Genomic DNA, 19,114 nt, shown 5'->3' with positions numbered 1-19,114 from the left:
TGATTACGCCACGACGAAGAAGTACTACGTACACCTCGCCCCTGAGGGTAATGATGGAGCGGCGGCGAAGCTAACCTATTGATTCGCCACTGTGACCACTGTGACCAAGTGGTGCCTTTTGATGGCCTGATATGGCCCATTGCGTTGTAGCAACTATCGCAAGTTATTGATTCTGGTGACCCCGGCCCGATTCGAACGGGCGACCTTCCCCTTAGGAGGGGGACGCTCTATCCAGCTGAGCTACGGGGCCATGCAGCCGGGAAGTTTACAGGCAACGTGCCCTGCCCTCCAAGCATTCATGTCCGGCCCGGTTCGGCTGGCGCGTTGCACCATGGCCGGTCGGGGCGCTCTGCTACCATCGGCGATTCAGTTCATCGCGCCCCCCACCTGCCCGCGATGGCACCAAACAACGTAACGAAACACAGGAGTCTGCATGTCTTCCGAGCTGCTCAAGTCCCTTGGCCTGGACGCGATCAACGCTGGCACGTACCTGGGCAACGGGGAGTGGTCGAGCGCGACCAGCGGTGAGCTGATCACCCCGGTCAACCCGACCACCGGCGAGCCGATCGCGCAGGTCCGCGCCACCACCGAGGCCGAGTACGAGACTGTCGTCGCCCGCGCCCAGGAAGCCTTCAAGGTCTGGCGCACCACGCCGGCGCCGCGCCGCGGCGAAGCCGTGCGCCTGTGCGGCGAAGCACTGCGCAGGCACAAGGACGCCCTGGGTTCGCTGGTTGCGCTGGAAATGGGCAAGAGCAAGCCGGAAGGCGATGGCGAAGTGCAGGAGATGATCGACATCGCCGATTTCGCCGTGGGCCAGAGCCGCATGCTGTACGGCTACACCATGCATTCCGAGCGCCCGGGCCACCGCATGTACGAACAGTACCACCCGCTCGGCCTGGTCGGCATCATCTCGGCCTTCAACTTCCCGGTGGCGGTGTGGAGCTGGAATTCGTTCCTGGCGGCCATCTGCGGCGACGTGTGCATCTGGAAGCCGTCCAACAAGACGCCGCTGACCGCCATCGCCTCGCTGAAGATCTGCAACGACGCCCTGCGCGAAGCCGGCTTCCCGGACATCTTCTTCCTGATCAACGATGCCGGTACCGCCCTGTCGGAAAAGATGGTCGATGACCGCCGCGTGCCGCTGATCAGCTTCACCGGCTCGACCCAGGTCGGCCGCACCGTCAACGAGAAGGTCGCGCGCCGCCTCGGCCGCTGCCTGCTGGAACTGGGCGGCAACAACGCCATCATCCTGGACGAAACCGCCGACCTGAAGCTGGCTGTGCCGGGCATCGTGTTCGGCGCCGTCGGCACCGCCGGCCAGCGCTGCACCACCACCCGCCGCCTGATCGTGCACCGCTCGATCTACGCCGACGTGCTGGCCACCCTGGTCAAGGCTTACAAGCAGGTGGAAGGCAAGATCGGCGACCCGACCGATGCGGCCAACCTGATGGGCCCGCTGAACAGCGAAGGCGCCGTGCAGCAGTTCCTCGATGCGATCGCCCAGGCCAAGGCGGCCGGCGGCACCATCGAAACCGGTGGCAGCCGCATCGACCGCCCGGGCAACTTCGTGCTTCCGGCCATCGTCTCCGGCCTGAAGAACAGCGACGCCGTGGTCCAGCACGAGACCTTCGCGCCGATCCTGTACGTGATGCCGTACGACACCCTCGATGAAGCCATCGACATGCAGAACGGCGTGCCGCAGGGCCTGTCGTCCTCGATCTTCACCCAGAACCTGAAGACTGCCGAGAAGTTCCTGTCGGCGGCAGGCAGCGACTGCGGCATCGCCAACATCAACATCGGCACGTCGGGCGCGGAGATCGGCGGCGCCTTCGGCGGCGAGAAGGACACCGGCGGTGGCCGCGAGTCCGGCTCGGATGCATGGAAGGTCTACATGCGCCGCCAGACCAACACCATCAACTATTCGGATTCGCTGCCGCTGGCGCAGGGCATCAAGTTCGACCTGTGATGGCAAACGACGCCGACACGCCTGTGGGTCAGGGCCCTTCCGGGGTTCTGGCCCAGGTCCAGGGTCGGATCCCCGCAGGGGCTCCGATCCTCGATTTCAGCGGCCGCCGCGTGCTCATCGCAGGCGGCAGCAAGGGCATCGGCCGTGAAATGGCGCTGGCGTTTGCCGGCGCCGGCGCACAGGCTTCGGTCTGCGCGCGTGGCCGGGCCGGGCTGGATGCCCTGTGCGCCGATGCCCAGGCACAGGGCACGCCAGTGCACGCGTTCTCCGCCGATCTGGCCGACCCCGGCCAGATCCAGGCCTGGCTGCAAGCCGCCGCCGATGCCCTCGGCGGTATCGATGTGCTGGTCAACAATGCCACCGGCTACGGCATGGCCGACGACGAGGACGGCTGGGCCGCGAGCCTGCAGATCGACCTGATGGCAGCCGTGCGCGCCTCGCGGCTCGCGCTGCCCTGGCTGCGCGCATCCGGCGACGCCTGCATCCTCAACCTCTCTTCGATTGCCGCGCAGCAGCCCCGTCCCGGTGGCGCACCCTATGCTGCTGCCAAGGCCGCCCTTTCGCACTACACCACCTCGCAGGCACTGGCGCTGGCCAAGGACCGGATCCGGGTCAATGCCATCGCACCCGGCTCGATCGCGTTCGATGACGGCCTGTGGGATCGCCGCCGCGTCGAAGACCCCGACCTGTACCACGGCACGCTGGCAAAGATTCCGTTCGGCCGCTTCGGCCACCCGCGCGAGATCGCCGATGCCGCCCTGTTCCTGTGCTCGCCGCTGGCGCGCTGGGTCACCGGCAGCGTGCTCAACGTGGATGGCGGCCAGGTGTTGATGGGCTGATACTGGCAGTTCGGTAGCCGTCAACCTGGGTGGGCACGCCTTTCGTCGACCAAGGCCGACGCCTGCCAGGGCCTAAGTCCCATTCGTCGACCAGGGGGCGACGCCTGCCCTCACATCCGCCGGGCATGGGATTGCCGGGGCAGAGGCACTATCATGTGCACACTGCCAAGGAGGACCCCGATGAGCGTGGCACCCCGACAGACAAGCGCCCTGGCCGTGGTCAGCCTGGTCATGGGCATCGCCAGCTGGACGGTCCTGCCCTTCGTGGCCAGCATCGTCGCCATCATCACCGGCCACATGGCCCGCGCCGAGATCCGCCGCCGCCCGCATGAGCTGGAAGGCGATGGCATGGCACTCACCGGCCTGGTGCTGGGCTGGGTGATGGTCGGCGCCGTGGTTGCCGCCATCCTGGTCTTCATCCTGTTCTTCGGTGGCCTGGCGTGGCTGGCGGCGGTGTCGAACTGACGCCATGACCGCCTCCGACAGCACTGAACGCTTCAGCAGCCGCGTCGCCGACTATGTCCGCTACCGGCCCGACTACCCGGCCGCACTGCTGGACTGGCTGCACGGCCCGATGGGTGTCAGCCACCAGGCCCATGTCGCCGACATCGGCGCTGGCACCGGCATCTCCAGCCGCGCGTTTCTCGCCAGCGGCCATCCGCTGGTGGCGGTCGAGCCCAACGCTGCCATGCGTGCTGCCGCCGAACAGTGGCTGGCGCCACAGTACCCGCAGTTCTCCGCCGTCGATGGCCGCGCCGAGGCCACCGGCCTGGCGGACGCCAGCATCGATCTGGTCAGCGCCGCGCAGGCCTTCCACTGGTTCGACACCGTGGCGGTGCGCGCCGAGTGGCAGCGCATCCTGCGCCCCGGTGGCCTGGCACTGATCTACTGGAATTCGCGCCTGCTCGATGCCAGCCCGTTCCTGGTCGGCTACGAACAGCTGCTGCTGGACTACGGCACCGACTACACCGCCGTAGCCGAGCGCTACCAGGACGATGCCACCATGCAGGCCTGGTTCGGCGCTGGCCTGCGCGGCAGGGTGGAGCTACCGAACGTGCAGTATCTCGACTTCGACGCCCTGCGCGGGCGCCTGCTCTCCTCTTCGTACGCCCCGCAATCCGGTCATCCGCGCCACGCGCCGATGATCGACGCTCTGCAGCACCTGTTCGCCGCCCACGCGGTGGACGGCCAGGTTGCTTTTGAATATCGAACCCGAGCCTTCCTCGGCACGCTGGACTGAACCGACGCATGTATTCGCTTGCCCGCCCCTTCCTGTTCTCGCTCGACGCCGAGCGCGCCCACGGCCTCGGCCTGTCCGCACTGGACCTGGCCTATCGCACCGGCACCACGCCGCTGCTGGCCGCCCGCATCGCGCCGATGCCGAGCACGGTGTTCGGGCTGACCTTCCCCAACCCGGTCGGCCTGGCCGCCGGCCTGGACAAGAACGGCGAGCACATCGATGCACTGTTCGCGCTGGGATTCGGCTTCGTCGAGATCGGCACCATCACCCCGCGCCCGCAGGCCGGCAATCCGCAGCCGCGCCTGTTCCGCCTGCCGGAACACAACGCGATCATCAACCGCATGGGCTTCAACAATGCGGGTGTGGACGCGCTGGTACGCAACGTCGAGCGCGCGCGCAACCGCCGCGGCCTGCTCGGCATCAACATCGGCAAGAACAAGGACACCCCCAACGAACAGGCCGTGGACGATTACATCGCCTGCCTGGACAAGGTGTACCCGCTGGCCGACTACATCACTGTCAACATTTCCTCGCCCAACACCGCCGGCCTGCGCGAACTGCAGGAAGAAACCGCGCTGCGCCAACTGGTCAGCCAGCTGCGTGACCGCCAGGAAGAGCTCGCGGCCCGCCACGGCCGCCGCGTGCCGATGCTGGTGAAGGTGGCGCCGGACCTCAGCGAGCGTGACATCGATGCCGCCGCCCGCGTACTGGGCGAGCTGCAGGTGGACGGCGTGATCGCCACCAACACCACCATCGACCACAGCAAGGTGGCCGGCGACCCGCTGGCCAACGAGGCCGGTGGCCTGTCCGGTGCGCCGGTGCTGGAGCAGTCCACGCTGGTGCTGCGCCGCCTGCGCTCGCGCCTGCCCGAGTCGGTGCCCTTGGTCGGCGTCGGCGGCATCCTGTCCGGTGCCGACGCGGTGGCCAAGATGGCGGCCGGTGCCGCGCTGGTGCAGTGCTACAGCGGCCTGATCTTCCGTGGACCGGCGCTGGTTTCCGAATGCGTGGAGGCGATCCGTCGCCGCCGCGAAGCGCCGAGCCGCGGCGCGGTGGCCCCCCTGTGAGCGCGCCCATGGATAGCACCGACGGCAACGCCCCGCTGCGCTGGACGCTCACCCGCAATGCGCCGCTGCAGGCACTGAACACCTTCCACGTGGAGGCCAATGCGGAACAGCTGCTGGAACTGCACGATGCCGCGCTGCTGCCGGACGTGCTGGCACTGCCCGAGGTGGCCAACGGCCCGCTGCTGGTGCTGGGCAGCGGCAGCAACGTCCTGATCGCCGAGGATCTGCCCGGCACCGTGCTGGTGTTCGGCAACCGCGACATCAGTTTCCTTGAACACCGCGCCGACCATGCCGTGATCCGCGCCGGCGCCGGCGTGCCCTGGCATGGCCTGGTGATGTGGTCGCTGCAGGAAGGCCTGTCCGGCCTGGAAAACCTGGCGCTGATTCCCGGCACCGCCGGTGCCGCACCGATCCAGAACATCGGCGCCTATGGCGCGCAGGTGGGCGAGTTCATCCAGGCGGTCGAAGCCTGGGACTGCCAGGATCAGGCCTGGGTGCGGCTGGACAACGAGCAGTGTCGCTTCGCTTACCGCGACAGCGTGTTCAAGCAGCAGCCCGACCGCTACCTGATCACCGCCATCGAACTGAAGCTGCCGCTGCTGCACGACCTGCGCATGGACTATGCCGGCATCCGCGAGGAACTGCAGGCACAGGGCGTGGAACTGCCCAGCGCCGTGGACGTGGCCAATGCGGTGATCGCGATCCGCCGCCGCAAGCTGCCCGACCCGGAGGTACTGGGCAACGCCGGCAGTTTCTTCAAGAACCCGGTGCTGCCGCTGGAACAGGTCGACGTGTTGCTGCAGCACTTCCCCGACCTGCCCGTGTTCCCGGCCGAGCAAGACGACAGGCGCAAGGTCTCTGCGGCCTGGATGATCGAATCCTGTGGCTGGAAGGGCTTCCGCGAGGGTGATGCCGGCGTGGCGCCGAGCCACGCGCTGGTGCTGGTCAACCACGGCAATGCCAGCGGCGCTGAACTGCTGGCGCTGGCGCGCCGCATCTCGGCCTCGGTGCTGGAAAAGTTCGGCGTGCCGATCGAACCGGAGCCCCGCCTGCTCGGCGCACAGTGGTGAACAGCCCCGCCCTTTCCTCAGGCGCCACCCCGATGCGGGCGGCGCTGCTGATGCTCGGCAGCACGATGGCATTCGGCCTGATGGCGGTGGCCATCCGCTATGCCACTCGTTACGTGCCGACGCAGGAAGTGGCGTTCTTCCGCAATGCCTTTGGCCTGCTGGCCCTGCTGCCGATGCTGCTGCGGCCGGGCCGCGCCCCCTTGAAGACGCAGCAGCTGCCACGCTATTTCGTGCGCAGTGCAATCGGCCTGGGCTCGATGCTGTGCGCGTTCTGGGCGCTGGGCCACTTGCCGTTGGCGCAGGCGGTTTCGCTCTCCTATTCCACGCCGCTGTTCGTCACCATCGCCGCCGTGCTGTGGCTGGGCGAAACCGTGCGCGTGCGCCGTTGGGCGGCAGTGGTGGTGGGTTTCATCGGCGTGCTGGTGATCGTGCGCCCTGGCACGGCCGGCTTCACCGCCGGCAGCCTGGTGGCGGTCGCCGCCGCGGTGCTCAGCTCGCTGGTGGCGATCCAGATCAAGCAACTCACCCGCGTCGACAGCGCCGATACCGTGGTGCTCTACACCTACGTCTTCTGGGTCCCCCTGTCGCTGGTCCCGGCGTTGTTCGTCTGGGTCTGGCCGACCGGGTTGGCCTGGCTGTGGCTGCTGGCCACCGGCGTGCTCGGCACCGTCGGCCAACTGCTGTGGACCCGGGCGCTGCGGCTGGGCGAAGTCTCGGCGCTGACACCGATCAGTTTCCTGCAGCTGCCCCTGGTGACGCTGTGCGGCTGGCTGTTGTTCAACGAAAGCGTGGACCGCTGGACGATAATCGGCGCCGGCATCATCCTGGCCGCCAACGCCTACATCGCCCATCGCGAAGCCGTGCTGTCGCGCCGCGCCGCAAGTGCGGCCGCCTCAGCAGCGGCCAAGCCTGCGGAATGAAAAACACCTGCACGGACCATGGGTAGAGTCGACTGTCAGTCGACTGCTCTTCGTCTGGAACAGGCAAAGCCCGCGCTGCGCGCGGTAGTCGACTAACAGTCGACTCTACCCGGGGTGATCCTGGCAACGGCCCGGGAACTACCCCAGCGCGCGATACACCCGCTCGGCGGCGTCGAACACGTTGCCCGGCGCGAACTGCTCACTGAGGAAATGCAGCGATTGCCGGCGCAACGGCGGCGAACGCTCCTCGCCATCACTGCCCAGCAGCACCTGCTGGAACTCGATCAGGTCCTGCAGGATGCGCCAGTGCCGGTACCAGGCAATCCAGCGCGGATCACCGCGGTCGCTGCCATAGCCCTCCTCGAATCCCAACGGGTTCTCGCGGCCCCAGCGCCCGCCGACCGCGCCGCCGATGAACATCAGGTCGCGCTCGCGCGGTGCCAGCGACAGGCCATCCCAGTCGATCAGGTGCAGGCCACCGTCGTTGCCCATCAGCAGGTTGCCGGCATGCAGGTCGGTATGGCACAGGTGCAGTCCCCTCGGCACGTCCTGCAATGCCGCATGCAGCTGCACGGCCTGCGCATGCAGCGCGGCGATGCGTGCGTGCTGCTGGTCCCAGACCGACACGAACGCACGGCCCAGGCCGTCCTTGGCGGCCGCCAGGCCCTCGCCAGCCAACCACTGGCCCACCGTATCAAGCGCCGCGGTTTCCATCCGCGCGCTCGGCAGCGCCTCCTGCAGCTGCAGCGGCGGGCGGGCCTCGTGCAGACGGCGCAGCACTTCACCCAGCCGTTGCCACTGCGTGCGGCTCAACGCCGCCTCGAAGCCGGACTGGCCTTCCACATAGGGAAACAGGGTGAACTGCAGGCCCCAGCGCTGCACCGAAGCGCCACCGGTCAGTGCCGGCCAGGGTGCGACGATTTCCTCGATGCCCAGCGTGCCGCGCAGCCAGTGCAGGGTATCCCAGACGGCAGGGTCGACCTGGTAGCTGCGGCATTTCAACCACCATTGCCCACGCCGTGCATCGATGCGATACACGCTTGCGTTGGCGTCGGCGCCAACCGGGCGTGGCACCACGGCCGTGGCGGTGATGCCATAGGACTGCAGGAGGACTTCGCCGAGGTGCTGCGCCGAAGCGGATGACATGGATGCAAGCGGAAAGTGTTACCTGCCGCCACTATCGCAGATGCGCAGGCCGCGACACAGACATGTCCGTCACAACATCACGCCTGCGCGACCAAAGTGCTAGCCGGCGACGCGCCGCATCACCGCTTCCAGTGGCCCCCGCGCGAACCGCAACGACCACAGCCACGCGGCGGCCGTGGCCACCATCAGGAACAGCAGCGCGCACCACAGCACCGCCGGCAATGACGCGCTGCCATCGAGCACGCCCAATCCTTCCAGCGTCCCCATGCCCAGCAGGATGTGGCCGACGTACAGGCTGAGGGTCATCCGCCCTGCCGCAGTGAGCGGCGCCCGCCAATTCCCGGGATACCGGCGGCTGACCCACAGGCACGCGGCGATCACACTGCAGGCCGCGCCCGAACCGGTCAGCACGTAGGCCGGTCCCGGCGGCATCGGCTGCGTTCCCAGCCACACCTGCCAGGGCGTTCCCAGCGCAAGGTGCTGCACGCCCTGGCCGGCGCCGATCAGCAGCACGCCCAGCAGCAGCAAGGCACACTGCACGCGCGGCTGTGACAACTGCAGGCGCGCCAGCAGCATGCCCAGCAGGAAGAAGCACATCCACGGCAGCAGGGGATGGAAGCCGTTGAACAGCAGGTTGCGCGCGGCACCCGGCCACTGCCAGAGACCGGTGTACTCCAGCGTCTGCCAGTTCCAGCCCTGGCTGTAGTCCCAATGCAGCAGTGCCCAGAACGAACCGGCCGCCAGGCCCACGATGCTGGCCAGCAGCGCCCGTGGCGACGCACGCAGCCACAGCACCGCCAGCGCGAAATACACCGCGTAGTAGTGCAGGATGTCGGCCGGGAACAGGGTCAGGTTGAGCAGGCCCAGCACCAGCAGGAACAGCGCGCGCCGCCAGGTCTGCACGCAGGCCTGCCTCCGGCCCAAGCGCTGCGTGGCCAGTACCAGGCCAAGCCCGGCCAGGGTGACGAAGGTCGCCGAAGCCTTGCCTTCCAGCAGATGGAAGAAGCCGGCCAGCCAACCCGCGCGCTCGGCAGGTACGGCCATCGCCAGGCGGAAGTTGACCAGCACCATGCCGGCCAATGCGAAGTAGCGCGCCAGGTCCAGGCCGTGCAGCCGCCGGTCATCGGCGCTCATGCACGTGATCCCAGCAACCGTGTTAGCAGCTCGAGATCCAGCGCGGCGTTCTCCGCGTTGCCGGCTTCACCCAAGCCCTCGCGCAGCGCATCGCTTTCGATGGCATCCAGCAACACCTGCGCCTGCAGTGCCGGGGCCAGCGCAGGGCGCCGCCGCTCGCGCCGCGCAATGCCCTGCAGTGCATCGCCCAGCACCTGTTGAAGCTGCCTGCGGTTGGCGGCGAAGGCTTCGGCTACGGCGGGGTTGCGTGCACTCTCGGCCAGCACCTCGGCCGCGAGCGTTGCCCATTCCGGTTGCCGGCACAACGCATGGAAGTCCTGCAGGAACGCCAGCACCTGCGCGCGCTCGCCGTCGGCCGCCGCCAGCCGCTGCAGCATCGGGGCCAGTTCCTCGCTTTCGGCCACGGCCACCGCAAGGATGATCGCCTCCTTGCCCGGAAAATGGTTGTAGAGATTGCCCAGGCTGACACCGGCCGCCTGCGCGATGTCGCGCATGCTGGTCTGGTGGAAGCCCTTGGCGAGGAAACACTGCAGGGCCGCCTGCAGGATCAGGGTCACGCGCTGCTCATTGCGGTCGATTCGGCTCATGCCACGAATAGTGAACGAACGTTCGTCCATTTTGAAGATTGGAGAGGTCCGTCGGCAGGGCAGCATTCAGCCCTGCCCTGCGCTGCCCGGCGCGGTTTCAGAAGAACTCGTCGAGAAGACGGTAGAACGCCAGCCGCCGTTCGTCGGGCACAACGCCATAACTGCGGAACAGCGACGCGACCCACCGGGTGTCGCCGAAGTTGTGGACGAGGCTGCGCGCGGCCAACGCCAGATCCTGGTAGCGATCGGCCACGCCCAGCCGGCCACAGTCAATGAAACCGCTGAAACGCCCCTCGACGGCCAGCAGGTTCGGCAGGCAGGCATCGCCATGGCTGACCACCAGATCCTCGTGATCAGGCCGGGTAGCGCGCAGTTCGGCGAAGACCTGCTGTGCGCTCTGCCCCAGGCGCTCGTCATCGAAGTCATCGGCGTCGACCCGGCCCGCCTCGACCCGTGCCTGTGCGGCCTGAAGGCGCGAAGCCAGCCGCTGGTCGAACGGACAGACCGCCACCGGCAGGGCATGCAGGCCCCGCAGCGCGTCGGCCAGCAGTTGCACCCGGTGCTGGGGCGCGAGCGCCGGCGAGGAGGCCAGATCGTGGCCGGGCAACGCACTCATCAGCAGCCAGCGGCGCCCTTCCTCCTCGGCCGTAGCGATCACCGTCGGCGCCGGCTGACCCTGCGCCTGCAGCCAGCGCAGGCGCGCGATCTCGTCGCCCAGCTCACTGAAGGCGTCGATCACTTCCGATTTCAGGAAGGCATCGGCCTGCCCCGGACGATGCACGCGGGCAACGTCCGCACGCGATACGCCGATCGACTGCCGCTCGATGCGCGCATCGGCCAGCGCTTCCTGCCAGGCGTGAGGCAGGGGCATGCCCTCCATGCGTGCGCGGGGTGCTTCCATGCCAGGGGACGCCTGTAACCGATGACTGCATGGATTCTCGCTCATCCGGCATTCCTCCCGTCAACAGCAGTGATGCCGGGCAGTCGTCGCTACAGCAACGCCCACGGATCCGTCACCGTGGAACGCCGGCGCCGATCGCCCCTGCATTCCCGCAAGGTCGCGCTGAACATGCGCATCGCCGATGCGCTGTGCAAGGGTTTCCGCGATCGCCGGCCCGCGCTACTGACCCAGCGGGCCGCCGCAGGGCATCGTCAGTGGCCGCGCGCGCGGCCGTGGTTTACCCTGCTCGTCACCGGCCGTCGGTCACAGGCGGGAACCTGCTATGGATGCGCTTTCACGGGTCTCGGCCCAGGTCCTGGACAGTGCCCTGCCCAGCCTGCCGCTGTACCTGCTGCAGGCCACCGCGGTGATCGGCATGATCGGCGTGCTGCTGATCGCCACCCGTCGCGCCGGACACGCCATCGAGGGCCGTCGCCTGTATGTCGGCGTGACGCTGGGGCTGATCTACCTGTTCAATTCCTGGTTCGTGGCCGGTTACACCCAGGGCGTGGTCAAGCTGCACCTTGGCTTCGACATCCTGCTGGTCAGCGGCCTGCTCGGCGGGTGGCGCGGCGGTCTGGCCTGCCTGGCGGCTGCCGTGCTGGCCCGCTACCAGTTTGTCGGCACCCAGTTTTTCCTGCCCGCCAGCCTGGAGGCCGCGCTGCAGATGATCACCGGCGTCTGGCTGCGCAGGCGCCTGCACCCGCGCATGCTCAACGAGCTGTCGCTGCGCATGATCCTGCGGGCGTGGTCGGCGCGCATCGCCGCGACCGCGGTGGGGCTGGCGCTGGGCGTAGCGATCATCGGCGCCGACCAGCTGCCGGTGGCCGAACTGGCGATCCAGCGCGTACTGGCACTGCCGGTCTCGCTGCTGGTGCTGGGCGCGGTGTTCGCGCTGGTCTACAACGACGCCCAGATCGACGCGCAGCGCCAGCGCGAGCAGGCCTGGTTGCGCATCGACCCCATCAGTGGCCTGCCCAACATGCGCGCGCTGGGCGAACGGCTGCAGGATTTCTGGCGCGGCAACGACGGCCTCGGCAAGGCCTGCCTGGTCGTGGTCGAGATGGGCAACCTGCGCGATCTGCGCCTGCGTTACGGCCCACTGCAGGACAACGGTCTATGGCATCGCGATACGGCGGCGGACATCCATCGGTTGCTGCCATCGCTTCGCGCCGATGCCTTGGAGATCTATCAGTTCGGTGACGCGGCGCTGGCCCTGCTGGTGCGCGGCATGACGTTGCCCGAGCTGCGCAGCCAGGCCCATGTCACCGCGTTGGCCTGCAATCTCACTGAGCGCGTCAGCCGCGACTGGCCGGGCTTCCGGCCGCTGTTCCGCTGCGCCGTGGTCGAGCTGAAGCCTCCGGCCAACGCCGATGAAGGCCACCTGCCGTTGCGGGCGATCACGCTGGCGCTGAGCGCGATCGAGTCGGGCGTGGTGTTCTTTGATGACCCGATCCAGCGCGACAGCGAAATCGATGCCTTGATCGAGGTCGCGCTTGAACGCTGGCTGCGCCAGGGGGATGCACCGCTGAGCTACCAGCCCAAGCATCGCCTGCGCGACCGGCGGCTGGTCGGTGCCGAGGCACTGCTGCGCATGCGCGATGGCGAGGGCCGGCCGATCACACCGATGCGGGTGATCTCGCTGCTGCGCCGGCAGGGCCGGCTGGCCGACCTGGAATGGGCCACGCTGCAGTCGGCGGTGCACTTCCTGCAGTTCTGCCGGCAGGATGGCGCTTCACTGACCATCGCGGTCAATGTCTCTGCAGAATCGCTGCGCCTGCCCGGTTTCGGCCTGCGCCTGCACGAGCTGCTGCAACTGCACGACATCCCCGGTGCGATGCTGCGCCTGGAAATCGTCGAGTGGACCGAGATCGTCGAGCGCGACGTGGTCGATGCCAACATCGCACAATTGCTGGCGGCCGGGGTCACGCTGTCGCTGGATGATTTCGGCGCGGGCTACTCGACCCTGATCCTGCTTTCGCAGCTGGCCATCGCCGAGGTCAAGATCGAGCAGGCGCTGATCGCCACGCTGTCCGACGCCAAGTCACAGTCGATCGTGCGCTTCATCGTCGAAGTCGCGCACCGCTGCGGCGCGATCGTCGTGGCCGAGGGCACCGAGACCCTGGCGCAGGAACAGCACCTGCGCGCGCTGGGCGTGGATGTCGGCCAGGGCTACCTGTACTCGGCCGCCCTGCCGGCCGACGAGTTCCGCCGCTTCGCCGCCGGCTAGGCCGCGTAGAACCCCAGGAACATCGCCACCGCCGACTCGGCCACGCGCGCGCGCTCCTGTTCGTTCAGTGGCGGCTGCCCCATCGTCACCTGCGGCCAGAACGCGAAGCTCTTCACCAGCCCGTGCAGCTGGTGGCCGGCAAATTCCGGATCGACCGCGCGCAGCCGGCCATCGGCGATTGCCGCGCGGATCCACGCACTCTCGCCACTTTCCTTCTCGCCCATGCGGCAGACGATGGCCTGCGCACGCTCCGGCGAGTGGATGATCTCGGCCATCGCGACCCGCGCCAGGTCGATGAAGTTGGCATCGCTGAGCAGGTCCAGCTTCTGGCCCAGCAACTGCAGCAACTGCCCCTGCAGCGGCTGGTCGGGCCGGTACGGCAGCGCGTCGCTGGCCACGCTGCGTTCCCACAGCTCCTCCAGGATCATCGAGAACAGCGCTTCCTTGCTCGGGAAGTGGTTGTACACGGTGCGCTTGGAGACGCCCGCCACCTCGGCGATGCGGTCCATGCTGGTCGCCTCGTAGCCCGACGCACGGAACTCCTCCACCGCAGCGCGCACGATCGCGTCGCGTTTGCGGTCGGTGAGGCGCTGCGGGGTACGGGACATGGCGGGAACTGATCGCTGAACGGATGCACTCATTTTACACCGGGTAGTGTACTTTTGAAAAACAGGAAACTACACTATGCAGTGTACCCAGCGGACGTCACCCATGAAGCGCCTGCTCCTTGTCCCCCTGCTTGGAATCCTCGCCGTGACCGCCTACACCTTCTGCACCTCCTGGTCCCTCCCCGACTACCCCGAGTCACCGCAGTACCGTGATGGCAAGTTCCGCAATGCCCTGCCCCGTCCGGCAATGAGCCTGCGCGACGGTGCGGAGATCTGGTGGACGTTCCTGTTCAACAAACCCAAGGGCACCGTGCCGGCCCACCCGATTCCGGTGAAGCCGCTGGACCGGGCCACGCTGGACGCCGCGCCGGACCGCAGCCTGTTCCGGCTTGGGCACTCCACGATCCTGCTGAAGCTGCGCGGCCAGTACTGGCTGACCGACCCGGTCTTCTCCGAGCGCGCCTCGCCGGTGCAGTGGATGGGCCCTGCGCGCTTCCATGCGCCGCCGATCAGCATCGATGCACTGCCGCCGATCGCCGGCGTCATCCTTTCGCACAACCACTACGACCATCTCGACCACGCCGCAGTGATGCAGCTGGATCGCAAGACCGCGCGCTTCATCGCCCCGCTCGGCGTGGGTGACCAGCTGATCGCCTGGGGTGTGGACGCTGGCAAGGTCGAACAGCTGGACTGGTGGCAATCCACCGAGGCCAATGGCCTGCGCCTGACCGCCACCCCGGGCCAGCATTTTTCCGGCCGCGGCCTGGGCGACAGTGACCGCAGCCTGTGGGCGTCATGGGTGATCCAGGACGGCGACTTCCGCATCTTCTTCAGCGGCGACACCGGCTACTTCGATGGCTTCAAGGCGATCGGCGAAAAGTACGGCCCGTTCGACCTGACGATGATCGAGACCGGCGCCTATGATCCGCGCTGGGCGTTCGTGCACATGCAGCCGGAGCAGACGCTGCAGGCGCACCTGGACCTGCGTGGCAAGTGGCTGCTGCCGATCCACAACGGCACCTTCGACCTGGCCCTGCACGCATGGCAGCAGCCGTTCGAGCGCATCACCGCATTGGCGGCCGCGAAGCGCGTGCCGGTGGCCACGCCGATGATGGGCGAAGCAGTGGACATGCAGGCGCCGCAGCCGGGCACGCGCTGGTGGGAGACGGTGGAGCTGTAATGCGGTGGGCTCCGGTTCTGGCCGCCGCTACGTCTTCGGGTGAAGCCTGCGCCCTTCCCGGGCCAGATTGATCTGCAGCGCAGCGGCGGCGAGCTCGGTCATTTCCGTCGTGACTTTCCCGCTGCCGCGCGCTCGCAGCCAACCGAGTATGTCGACGAGATGCCAGATCGAGGTCGAGCCGTCATGCACGGGGGACGGAAACGACTGCAGGTTGGCCAGCATGAGCTTCCGCATGTTCTGGCGCGACATTCCGAGCAGGTCTGCGACGTCAGTGAGCCCCACCAGATCGGGGCTCACTTCAACCAGTTCGGCACCGGGCACAGCCCGCTGCACATCGTCGAGCGCCGAACGCAGGGCAACCCCTGCGCTGTCTGCTTCCCGGCAGAACGCCAGGGCCAGCCGTCCCGGCAACCCAAGGCCCACAAGCGCGTCGTCACAGCCGCCTTCGGCCAGGCGCTGCTCGAGGACGCCGATTTCATTGCCTGTGTCCGGCAAGCGGTACTTCAGGGTGAAGTTGAATTCCATGATTGACCCCTTCGCTTCTGACGAAGCCTGATCTCATTGCTCACGACTGCAGTTCTCGACCACACGCCGCAAGGCACTTGCATGACGGCTGCCGCTTCGCGGCGTGCTCCAGATGCTCACGATGCAGAACTCCCCGCATCGGCAATCGGTGTCGTTGTAAGGGCAATACATCCGGCCCCACGCATGGCCGCCCGCCATACGGAGCCTCTACCCACGATCCTCCGCGAACTGCAACGCCGCTTCGATGTCCTTGTCTGGATGACGCGCTCGAGACATTCCTTCTTCTCCGCAGTCTCCACACGGCTCACACTGGTTGTCAAATGACAACTCTCTTAAAAGACGCTCGATGTGACCCCAGCCAATCCGCGCTACACGTCCATAGCCACATCCGTCAGCCCTCCCGTGATGGCAGCGCCAGCGTCCAGCGGCGCTGCAGTGCGTCATGTAACCGATTACATCCCTTGCTAGCGTAGCGCTCGCCCGATTCCGGCCGAACCTGCGAGGCAGTCCGTAATGACGTTGCGCGCCGAACGCTCCAAGGTCTCCACCCTGCTTTTCCCGTTGCGCCCTGCCGCCACCCTGCTGCTTGTCGCTCTGGCGTCCTCCGCACAGGCCCAGACGCTCCCGCCGCGCAGCCAATGGCAGGCCAGCAGTTCCTCGCAGCAGGTGCCGGCAATGGCGATCGGCCACCTGATCGACGGCGACCCGAAGACCGTGACCGGCGGCGCCTTCAGCCCCGGCCACTGGTTCCAGATCGACCTGGGCACGCCCACCCTGCTGGCCGGCGTGCGCCTCACCTGGGATGTCTCCAATCCGGAAGGCTATTCGCTGCAGACCTCCCTGGACGGCACGCAGTGGCAGACCGCATACACGATGGCCGATTCACTGGGCGACGTGGAAACGCTGTACTTCGCGCCGCGCCAGGCGCGCTACGTGCGGCTGGCCAGCCCGCAGCGGACCTCCGACTGGGGCGTGTCCCTCTTCGAGATGGAGCCACTGGACAGCACGCTCAGCGCACGCGTCAGCGGTGTGGATGCAACGCAGGCAGCCGCGCTGTGGCAGGGCGACGCTGCCGTCGCGATTCCCGTCGGGAAGGCAGGCGCCCATGCGCTCGAGATCACCTTGCCCCGCGCCCAGCCCACTGCCGGCCTGCTGGTCGAGTGGGCCGATGGTGCGCGTGGCGCTGCCCGATTGCAGGCGCAGGACAGCAACGGTCGCTGGCACGACTGGGCACAGGATGCGCAGGCCGCCAACCATCGGCAAAGCTGGCTGGCCGCCACTGTGGCGCAACCGGTGCGTGCGTTCCGGCTGAGCGTGGACGGCGCTGCACCCCGGGCCGCGCGGTTGCGCCTGCTGGGCCCGAAGGCGGTGATGACGCCCATGAAGCAGTACCAGATCGCCGCCAGCGGCGCGCAGCGCGGGCTGTTCCCGGCGTCACTGCAGATGCAGCAGACCTACTGGACCGCCGTCGGCGTGCACGCCGGGCGACAGAAATCGATCTTCGACGAGTACGGCAACATCGAAGCCTACAAGGGCGCGCCGCTGGTGCAGCCCATCTGGCGCAGTGCCGATGGCCGCGCGGCGGGCGCCGCCGAACGCCCCGTGCACCACGCCCTGCGCGATGGCTGGAAGCCGATGCCTTCGGCCACCTGGTCGCCGCAACCCGGGCTGGAGCTGCGCAGCGAGGCCTTCGCCCTCCAGCGCGACGGGCAACCGGTCACCTTCGTGCGCCATCGCCTGCACAACACCGGCAGCAACCGGATCGATGGAACGCTCAGCCTGGTCGTGCGCCCGATGCAGATGAACCCGCCGTGGCAGAACGGCGGGCTGTCGCCGATCCGCGAGGCCACCGTCGATGGGCAGGCCGTGCGCATCAACGGGCGCACGCTGCTGCAGTCGCTTACGCCAGTGACCGCATCCGGCGCGGCGCCGTTCGGCGACGACGGCGCAACGGAAATCACCGCGAACATCACTGCCGGCCAACTGCCTTCCACGCAGCAGGCGCGTGATGACCAGGGCCTTGCCTCGGCTGCGTTGAACTACCGGGTGTCGCTGGCGCCGGGCAGCAGCGATGCCATCGTGGTCGCGTTCCCGCTGGGCACTGCCGCCGCTGATGCCAACGGCATGCTGCCCGAAGCGGCTGCGCTTGATCTGGCTGCGCTGCCCGACGATGCCAATGCCGCGTTCGACGTGCTTGCCACGCAGGCCTCCGCCGACTGGCAGGCACGGCTGGGCCAGGTCGGCCTGCGCCTGCCCGATCCCTCGCTGGTCGACATGCTGCGCGCGCAGGCTGCCTACATGCTGATCAACCAGACCGGCCCGGCCATGCAGCCGGGGCCGCGCAACTACAACCGCTCCTTCATCCGCGACGGCATGGCCACCTCGGCGGTGCTGCTGCGCATGGGTGAAGCACGTGTCGCGCGCGATTACCTGGCCTGGTACAGCGAACACGGCGTGCATGCCAACGGCCTGGTCTCACCGATCCTCAACGACGATGGCAGCGTCAACACCGGCTTCGGCTCGGACATCGAGTACGACAGCCAGGGCCAGTACGTCGCACTGGTGGCCGACGTTGCACGCCTGGACGGTGGACCAGAAACGGTGCGAGCCTACCTGCCCAAGGTGAAAGCCGCACTGCGCTTCCTGCAGGAACTGCGCGAGCGCACGCTGGTGCCCGGTTACAAGGCTGACCAGCCTTCGCCGGAACGGTTTGCGGGCATCCTTGCGCCGTCGATCAGCCATGAGGGCTATCCATCACCCACCCACAGCTATTGGGATGACTATTGGGGCCTGAAGGGCTGGCACGACGGCGCGTGGCTGGCCGAGGCCCTGGGCGACCACCAGACCGCTGCCTGGGCGCGCGAGCAATACAAGCTGCTGTACGACGCACTGCATGCCTCGATCCGGGCAACGATGGCGTGGAAGGGCATCGACTTCATTCCGTCGTCGGCCGATCTTGGCGATGGTGACCCCACCGGCGTCTCGATTGCATTGGACCCGACCGGCGCGCAGAGCGTACTGCCCGCCGAGGCACTGCGGACCACCTTCGCGCGTTATCTGGATGACGTGCGCAAGCGCAGCCAGCCCGGTGCGCTGTACGCCTACACCCCGTACGAGATCCGCAACGTGCTGAGCTACGTGCACCTGGGCCAGCCGCAGGCGGCCGATGAGCTGCTGCAGGGGCTGCTGCATGACCGGCGCCCGCTCGAGTGGCAGGTGCTGGCCGAGGTCGTGCACTCACGCCTGCGCTTCCCGCGCTACCTGGGCGACATGCCGCATACCTGGATCGGCGCCGAATACGGCCGCACCCTGTTCGGCATGCTGATGCGCGAGGACGATGACGCACTGTCGCTGCTGCCGGGCACACCCCCCGCGTGGGTGGCGGGCGATGGATTGGCAGTGGAACGCCTGCCGACGGCGTATGGCACCTTGCAGATGCAGGCGCGGCAGCGCGACGGCGTGTTGACGGTGGCGCTGGGCAAGGGCCTGCGCAGCGGGACGGCGGTGAAGGTGTGGTGGCCGCAGCGGACGATGCCGAAGACGGTGCGTGTGGATGGGCGCAGCGTTTCCGACGTCGATGCCGAGGGCGTGCGCCTGGCGAAGCCGTTCAAAACGCTGGAGGCGCGCTGGTGAAGCAGCCGAGCATGGCTTGGCTCTACAAAAGC

The 19,114-nt window shown here is 67.8% G+C and carries 16 protein-coding genes and 1 tRNA gene; 10 read left to right on the top strand and 7 right to left on the bottom strand.

Features of this window, described 5'->3' with window-relative positions; genetic code table 11:
- Window positions 1–173: 173 nt before the first annotated feature.
- Window positions 174–250, bottom strand: a tRNA-Arg gene (locus AC5P9I_RS12440).
- Window positions 251–433: 183 nt separating this feature from the next.
- Here AC5P9I_RS12440 and amaB point away from each other — a divergent pair.
- From amaB to AC5P9I_RS12405, 7 genes are all read left to right on the top strand, one after another.
- A complete protein-coding gene (gene amaB / locus AC5P9I_RS12435; protein ID WP_014646923.1) occupies window positions 434–1,966 on the top strand; it encodes an L-piperidine-6-carboxylate dehydrogenase in 1,533 nt (510 codons plus the stop codon).
- The gene (locus AC5P9I_RS12430; RefSeq protein WP_049471286.1) at window positions 1,966–2,805 is read left to right on the top strand and encodes an SDR family NAD(P)-dependent oxidoreductase; all 840 of its coding nucleotides are present in this window, start codon (window positions 1,966–1,968) and stop codon (window positions 2,803–2,805) included. The genes amaB and AC5P9I_RS12430 overlap by 1 nt, the downstream gene beginning before the upstream one ends.
- Before the next feature lie 180 nt (window positions 2,806–2,985).
- Window positions 2,986–3,270 carry a DUF4190 domain-containing protein gene (locus AC5P9I_RS12425; protein WP_049471284.1) on the top strand — a complete coding sequence of 95 codons (285 nt, stop codon included), beginning with the start codon at window positions 2,986–2,988 and terminating at the stop codon, window positions 3,268–3,270.
- 4 nt (window positions 3,271–3,274) lie between these two features.
- Window positions 3,275–4,045, top strand: coding sequence for a class I SAM-dependent methyltransferase (locus AC5P9I_RS12420; protein WP_049471282.1), 771 nt, complete (start codon window positions 3,275–3,277; stop codon window positions 4,043–4,045).
- An 8-nt stretch (window positions 4,046–4,053) separates the two neighbouring features.
- Complete coding sequence (locus AC5P9I_RS12415; RefSeq protein ID WP_049471279.1) at window positions 4,054–5,109, top strand: quinone-dependent dihydroorotate dehydrogenase; 1,056 nt, start codon at window positions 4,054–4,056, stop codon at window positions 5,107–5,109.
- A gap of 8 nt (window positions 5,110–5,117) precedes the next feature.
- On the top strand, window positions 5,118–6,179 hold the full coding sequence (gene murB / locus AC5P9I_RS12410; RefSeq protein WP_049471277.1) for a UDP-N-acetylmuramate dehydrogenase: 1,062 nt from the start codon (window positions 5,118–5,120) through the stop codon (window positions 6,177–6,179).
- Between the two features lie 32 nt (window positions 6,180–6,211).
- Complete coding sequence (locus AC5P9I_RS12405; protein WP_049471276.1) at window positions 6,212–7,099, top strand: DMT family transporter; 888 nt, start codon at window positions 6,212–6,214, stop codon at window positions 7,097–7,099.
- A 138-nt stretch (window positions 7,100–7,237) separates the two neighbouring features.
- On the opposite strand, the gene AC5P9I_RS12400 is transcribed toward AC5P9I_RS12405, so the two are convergent.
- From AC5P9I_RS12400 to AC5P9I_RS12385, 4 genes are all read right to left on the bottom strand, one after another.
- Window positions 7,238–8,245: an aminoglycoside phosphotransferase family protein gene (locus AC5P9I_RS12400; protein ID WP_049471274.1), complete on the bottom strand. Its 1,008-nt coding sequence runs from the start codon at window positions 8,243–8,245 to the stop codon at window positions 7,238–7,240.
- 99 nt (window positions 8,246–8,344) lie between these two features.
- Window positions 8,345–9,379, bottom strand: a complete 1,035-nt coding sequence (locus AC5P9I_RS12395; protein WP_049471273.1) for a DUF418 domain-containing protein — start codon at window positions 9,377–9,379, stop codon at window positions 8,345–8,347.
- Window positions 9,376–9,966, bottom strand: coding sequence for a TetR/AcrR family transcriptional regulator (locus AC5P9I_RS12390; RefSeq protein ID WP_049471270.1), 591 nt, complete (start codon window positions 9,964–9,966; stop codon window positions 9,376–9,378). The genes AC5P9I_RS12395 and AC5P9I_RS12390 overlap by 4 nt, the downstream gene beginning before the upstream one ends.
- Window positions 9,967–10,063: 97 nt before the next feature.
- A complete protein-coding gene (locus AC5P9I_RS12385; RefSeq protein ID WP_407617926.1) occupies window positions 10,064–10,846 on the bottom strand; it encodes an APH(3')-II family aminoglycoside O-phosphotransferase in 783 nt (260 codons plus the stop codon).
- A gap of 343 nt (window positions 10,847–11,189) precedes the next feature.
- On the opposite strand from AC5P9I_RS12385, the gene AC5P9I_RS12380 reads away from it, so the two are divergent.
- A complete protein-coding gene (locus AC5P9I_RS12380) occupies window positions 11,190–13,136 on the top strand; it encodes an EAL domain-containing protein (RefSeq protein ID WP_049471266.1) in 1,947 nt (648 codons plus the stop codon).
- Here the strand turns inward: AC5P9I_RS12380 and AC5P9I_RS12375 are convergent.
- The gene (locus tag AC5P9I_RS12375; RefSeq protein WP_049471264.1) at window positions 13,133–13,744 is read right to left on the bottom strand and encodes a TetR/AcrR family transcriptional regulator; all 612 of its coding nucleotides are present in this window, start codon (window positions 13,742–13,744) and stop codon (window positions 13,133–13,135) included. The two genes, AC5P9I_RS12380 and AC5P9I_RS12375, sit on opposite strands and share 4 nt — an antisense overlap.
- Before the next feature lie 103 nt (window positions 13,745–13,847).
- Between AC5P9I_RS12375 and AC5P9I_RS12370 the strand changes: the two genes are divergently transcribed.
- Complete coding sequence (locus AC5P9I_RS12370) at window positions 13,848–14,924, top strand: MBL fold metallo-hydrolase (protein WP_049471263.1); 1,077 nt, start codon at window positions 13,848–13,850, stop codon at window positions 14,922–14,924.
- Between the two features lie 27 nt (window positions 14,925–14,951).
- On the opposite strand, the gene AC5P9I_RS12365 is transcribed toward AC5P9I_RS12370, so the two are convergent.
- Window positions 14,952–15,449 carry a helix-turn-helix transcriptional regulator gene (locus AC5P9I_RS12365; RefSeq protein ID WP_049471261.1) on the bottom strand — a complete coding sequence of 166 codons (498 nt, stop codon included), beginning with the start codon at window positions 15,447–15,449 and terminating at the stop codon, window positions 14,952–14,954.
- A gap of 513 nt (window positions 15,450–15,962) precedes the next feature.
- Here AC5P9I_RS12365 and AC5P9I_RS12360 point away from each other — a divergent pair.
- Window positions 15,963–19,082: a discoidin domain-containing protein gene (locus AC5P9I_RS12360; RefSeq protein ID WP_088476288.1), complete on the top strand. Its 3,120-nt coding sequence runs from the start codon at window positions 15,963–15,965 to the stop codon at window positions 19,080–19,082.
- Window positions 19,083–19,114: the final 32 nt, after the last annotated feature.

It is taken from the genome of Stenotrophomonas sp. YJH_SMC_29, from assembly GCF_059371235.1.
This window is presented reverse-complemented; position numbering and strand designations above follow the sequence as displayed.

Excerpts from the sequence above, each read along its gene's own strand:
- AC5P9I_RS12365 (WP_049471261.1), bottom strand. The coding sequence starts at position 15,449 with ATGGAATTCAACTTCACCCTGAAGTACCGCTTGCCGGACACAGGCAAT.
- AC5P9I_RS12370 (WP_049471263.1), top strand. The coding sequence starts at position 13,848 with ATGAAGCGCCTGCTCCTTGTCCCCCTGCTTGGAATCCTCGCCGTGACC.
- AC5P9I_RS12415 (WP_049471279.1), top strand. The coding sequence starts at position 4,054 with ATGTATTCGCTTGCCCGCCCCTTCCTGTTCTCGCTCGACGCCGAGCGC.
- AC5P9I_RS12380 (WP_049471266.1), top strand. The coding sequence starts at position 11,190 with ATGGATGCGCTTTCACGGGTCTCGGCCCAGGTCCTGGACAGTGCCCTG.
- murB (WP_049471277.1), top strand. The coding sequence starts at position 5,118 with ATGGATAGCACCGACGGCAACGCCCCGCTGCGCTGGACGCTCACCCGC.
- AC5P9I_RS12405 (WP_049471276.1), top strand. The coding sequence starts at position 6,212 with ATGCGGGCGGCGCTGCTGATGCTCGGCAGCACGATGGCATTCGGCCTG.
- AC5P9I_RS12360 (WP_088476288.1), top strand. The coding sequence starts at position 15,963 with ATGACGTTGCGCGCCGAACGCTCCAAGGTCTCCACCCTGCTTTTCCCG.
- amaB (WP_014646923.1), top strand. The coding sequence starts at position 434 with ATGTCTTCCGAGCTGCTCAAGTCCCTTGGCCTGGACGCGATCAACGCT.
- AC5P9I_RS12400 (WP_049471274.1), bottom strand. The coding sequence starts at position 8,245 with ATGTCATCCGCTTCGGCGCAGCACCTCGGCGAAGTCCTCCTGCAGTCC.
- AC5P9I_RS12425 (WP_049471284.1), top strand. The coding sequence starts at position 2,986 with ATGAGCGTGGCACCCCGACAGACAAGCGCCCTGGCCGTGGTCAGCCTG.
- AC5P9I_RS12420 (WP_049471282.1), top strand. The coding sequence starts at position 3,275 with ATGACCGCCTCCGACAGCACTGAACGCTTCAGCAGCCGCGTCGCCGAC.
- AC5P9I_RS12375 (WP_049471264.1), bottom strand. The coding sequence starts at position 13,744 with ATGTCCCGTACCCCGCAGCGCCTCACCGACCGCAAACGCGACGCGATC.
- AC5P9I_RS12430 (WP_049471286.1), top strand. The coding sequence starts at position 1,966 with ATGGCAAACGACGCCGACACGCCTGTGGGTCAGGGCCCTTCCGGGGTT.
- AC5P9I_RS12395 (WP_049471273.1), bottom strand. The coding sequence starts at position 9,379 with ATGAGCGCCGATGACCGGCGGCTGCACGGCCTGGACCTGGCGCGCTAC.
- AC5P9I_RS12385 (WP_407617926.1), bottom strand. The coding sequence starts at position 10,846 with ATGGAGGGCATGCCCCTGCCTCACGCCTGGCAGGAAGCGCTGGCCGAT.
- AC5P9I_RS12390 (WP_049471270.1), bottom strand. The coding sequence starts at position 9,966 with ATGAGCCGAATCGACCGCAATGAGCAGCGCGTGACCCTGATCCTGCAG.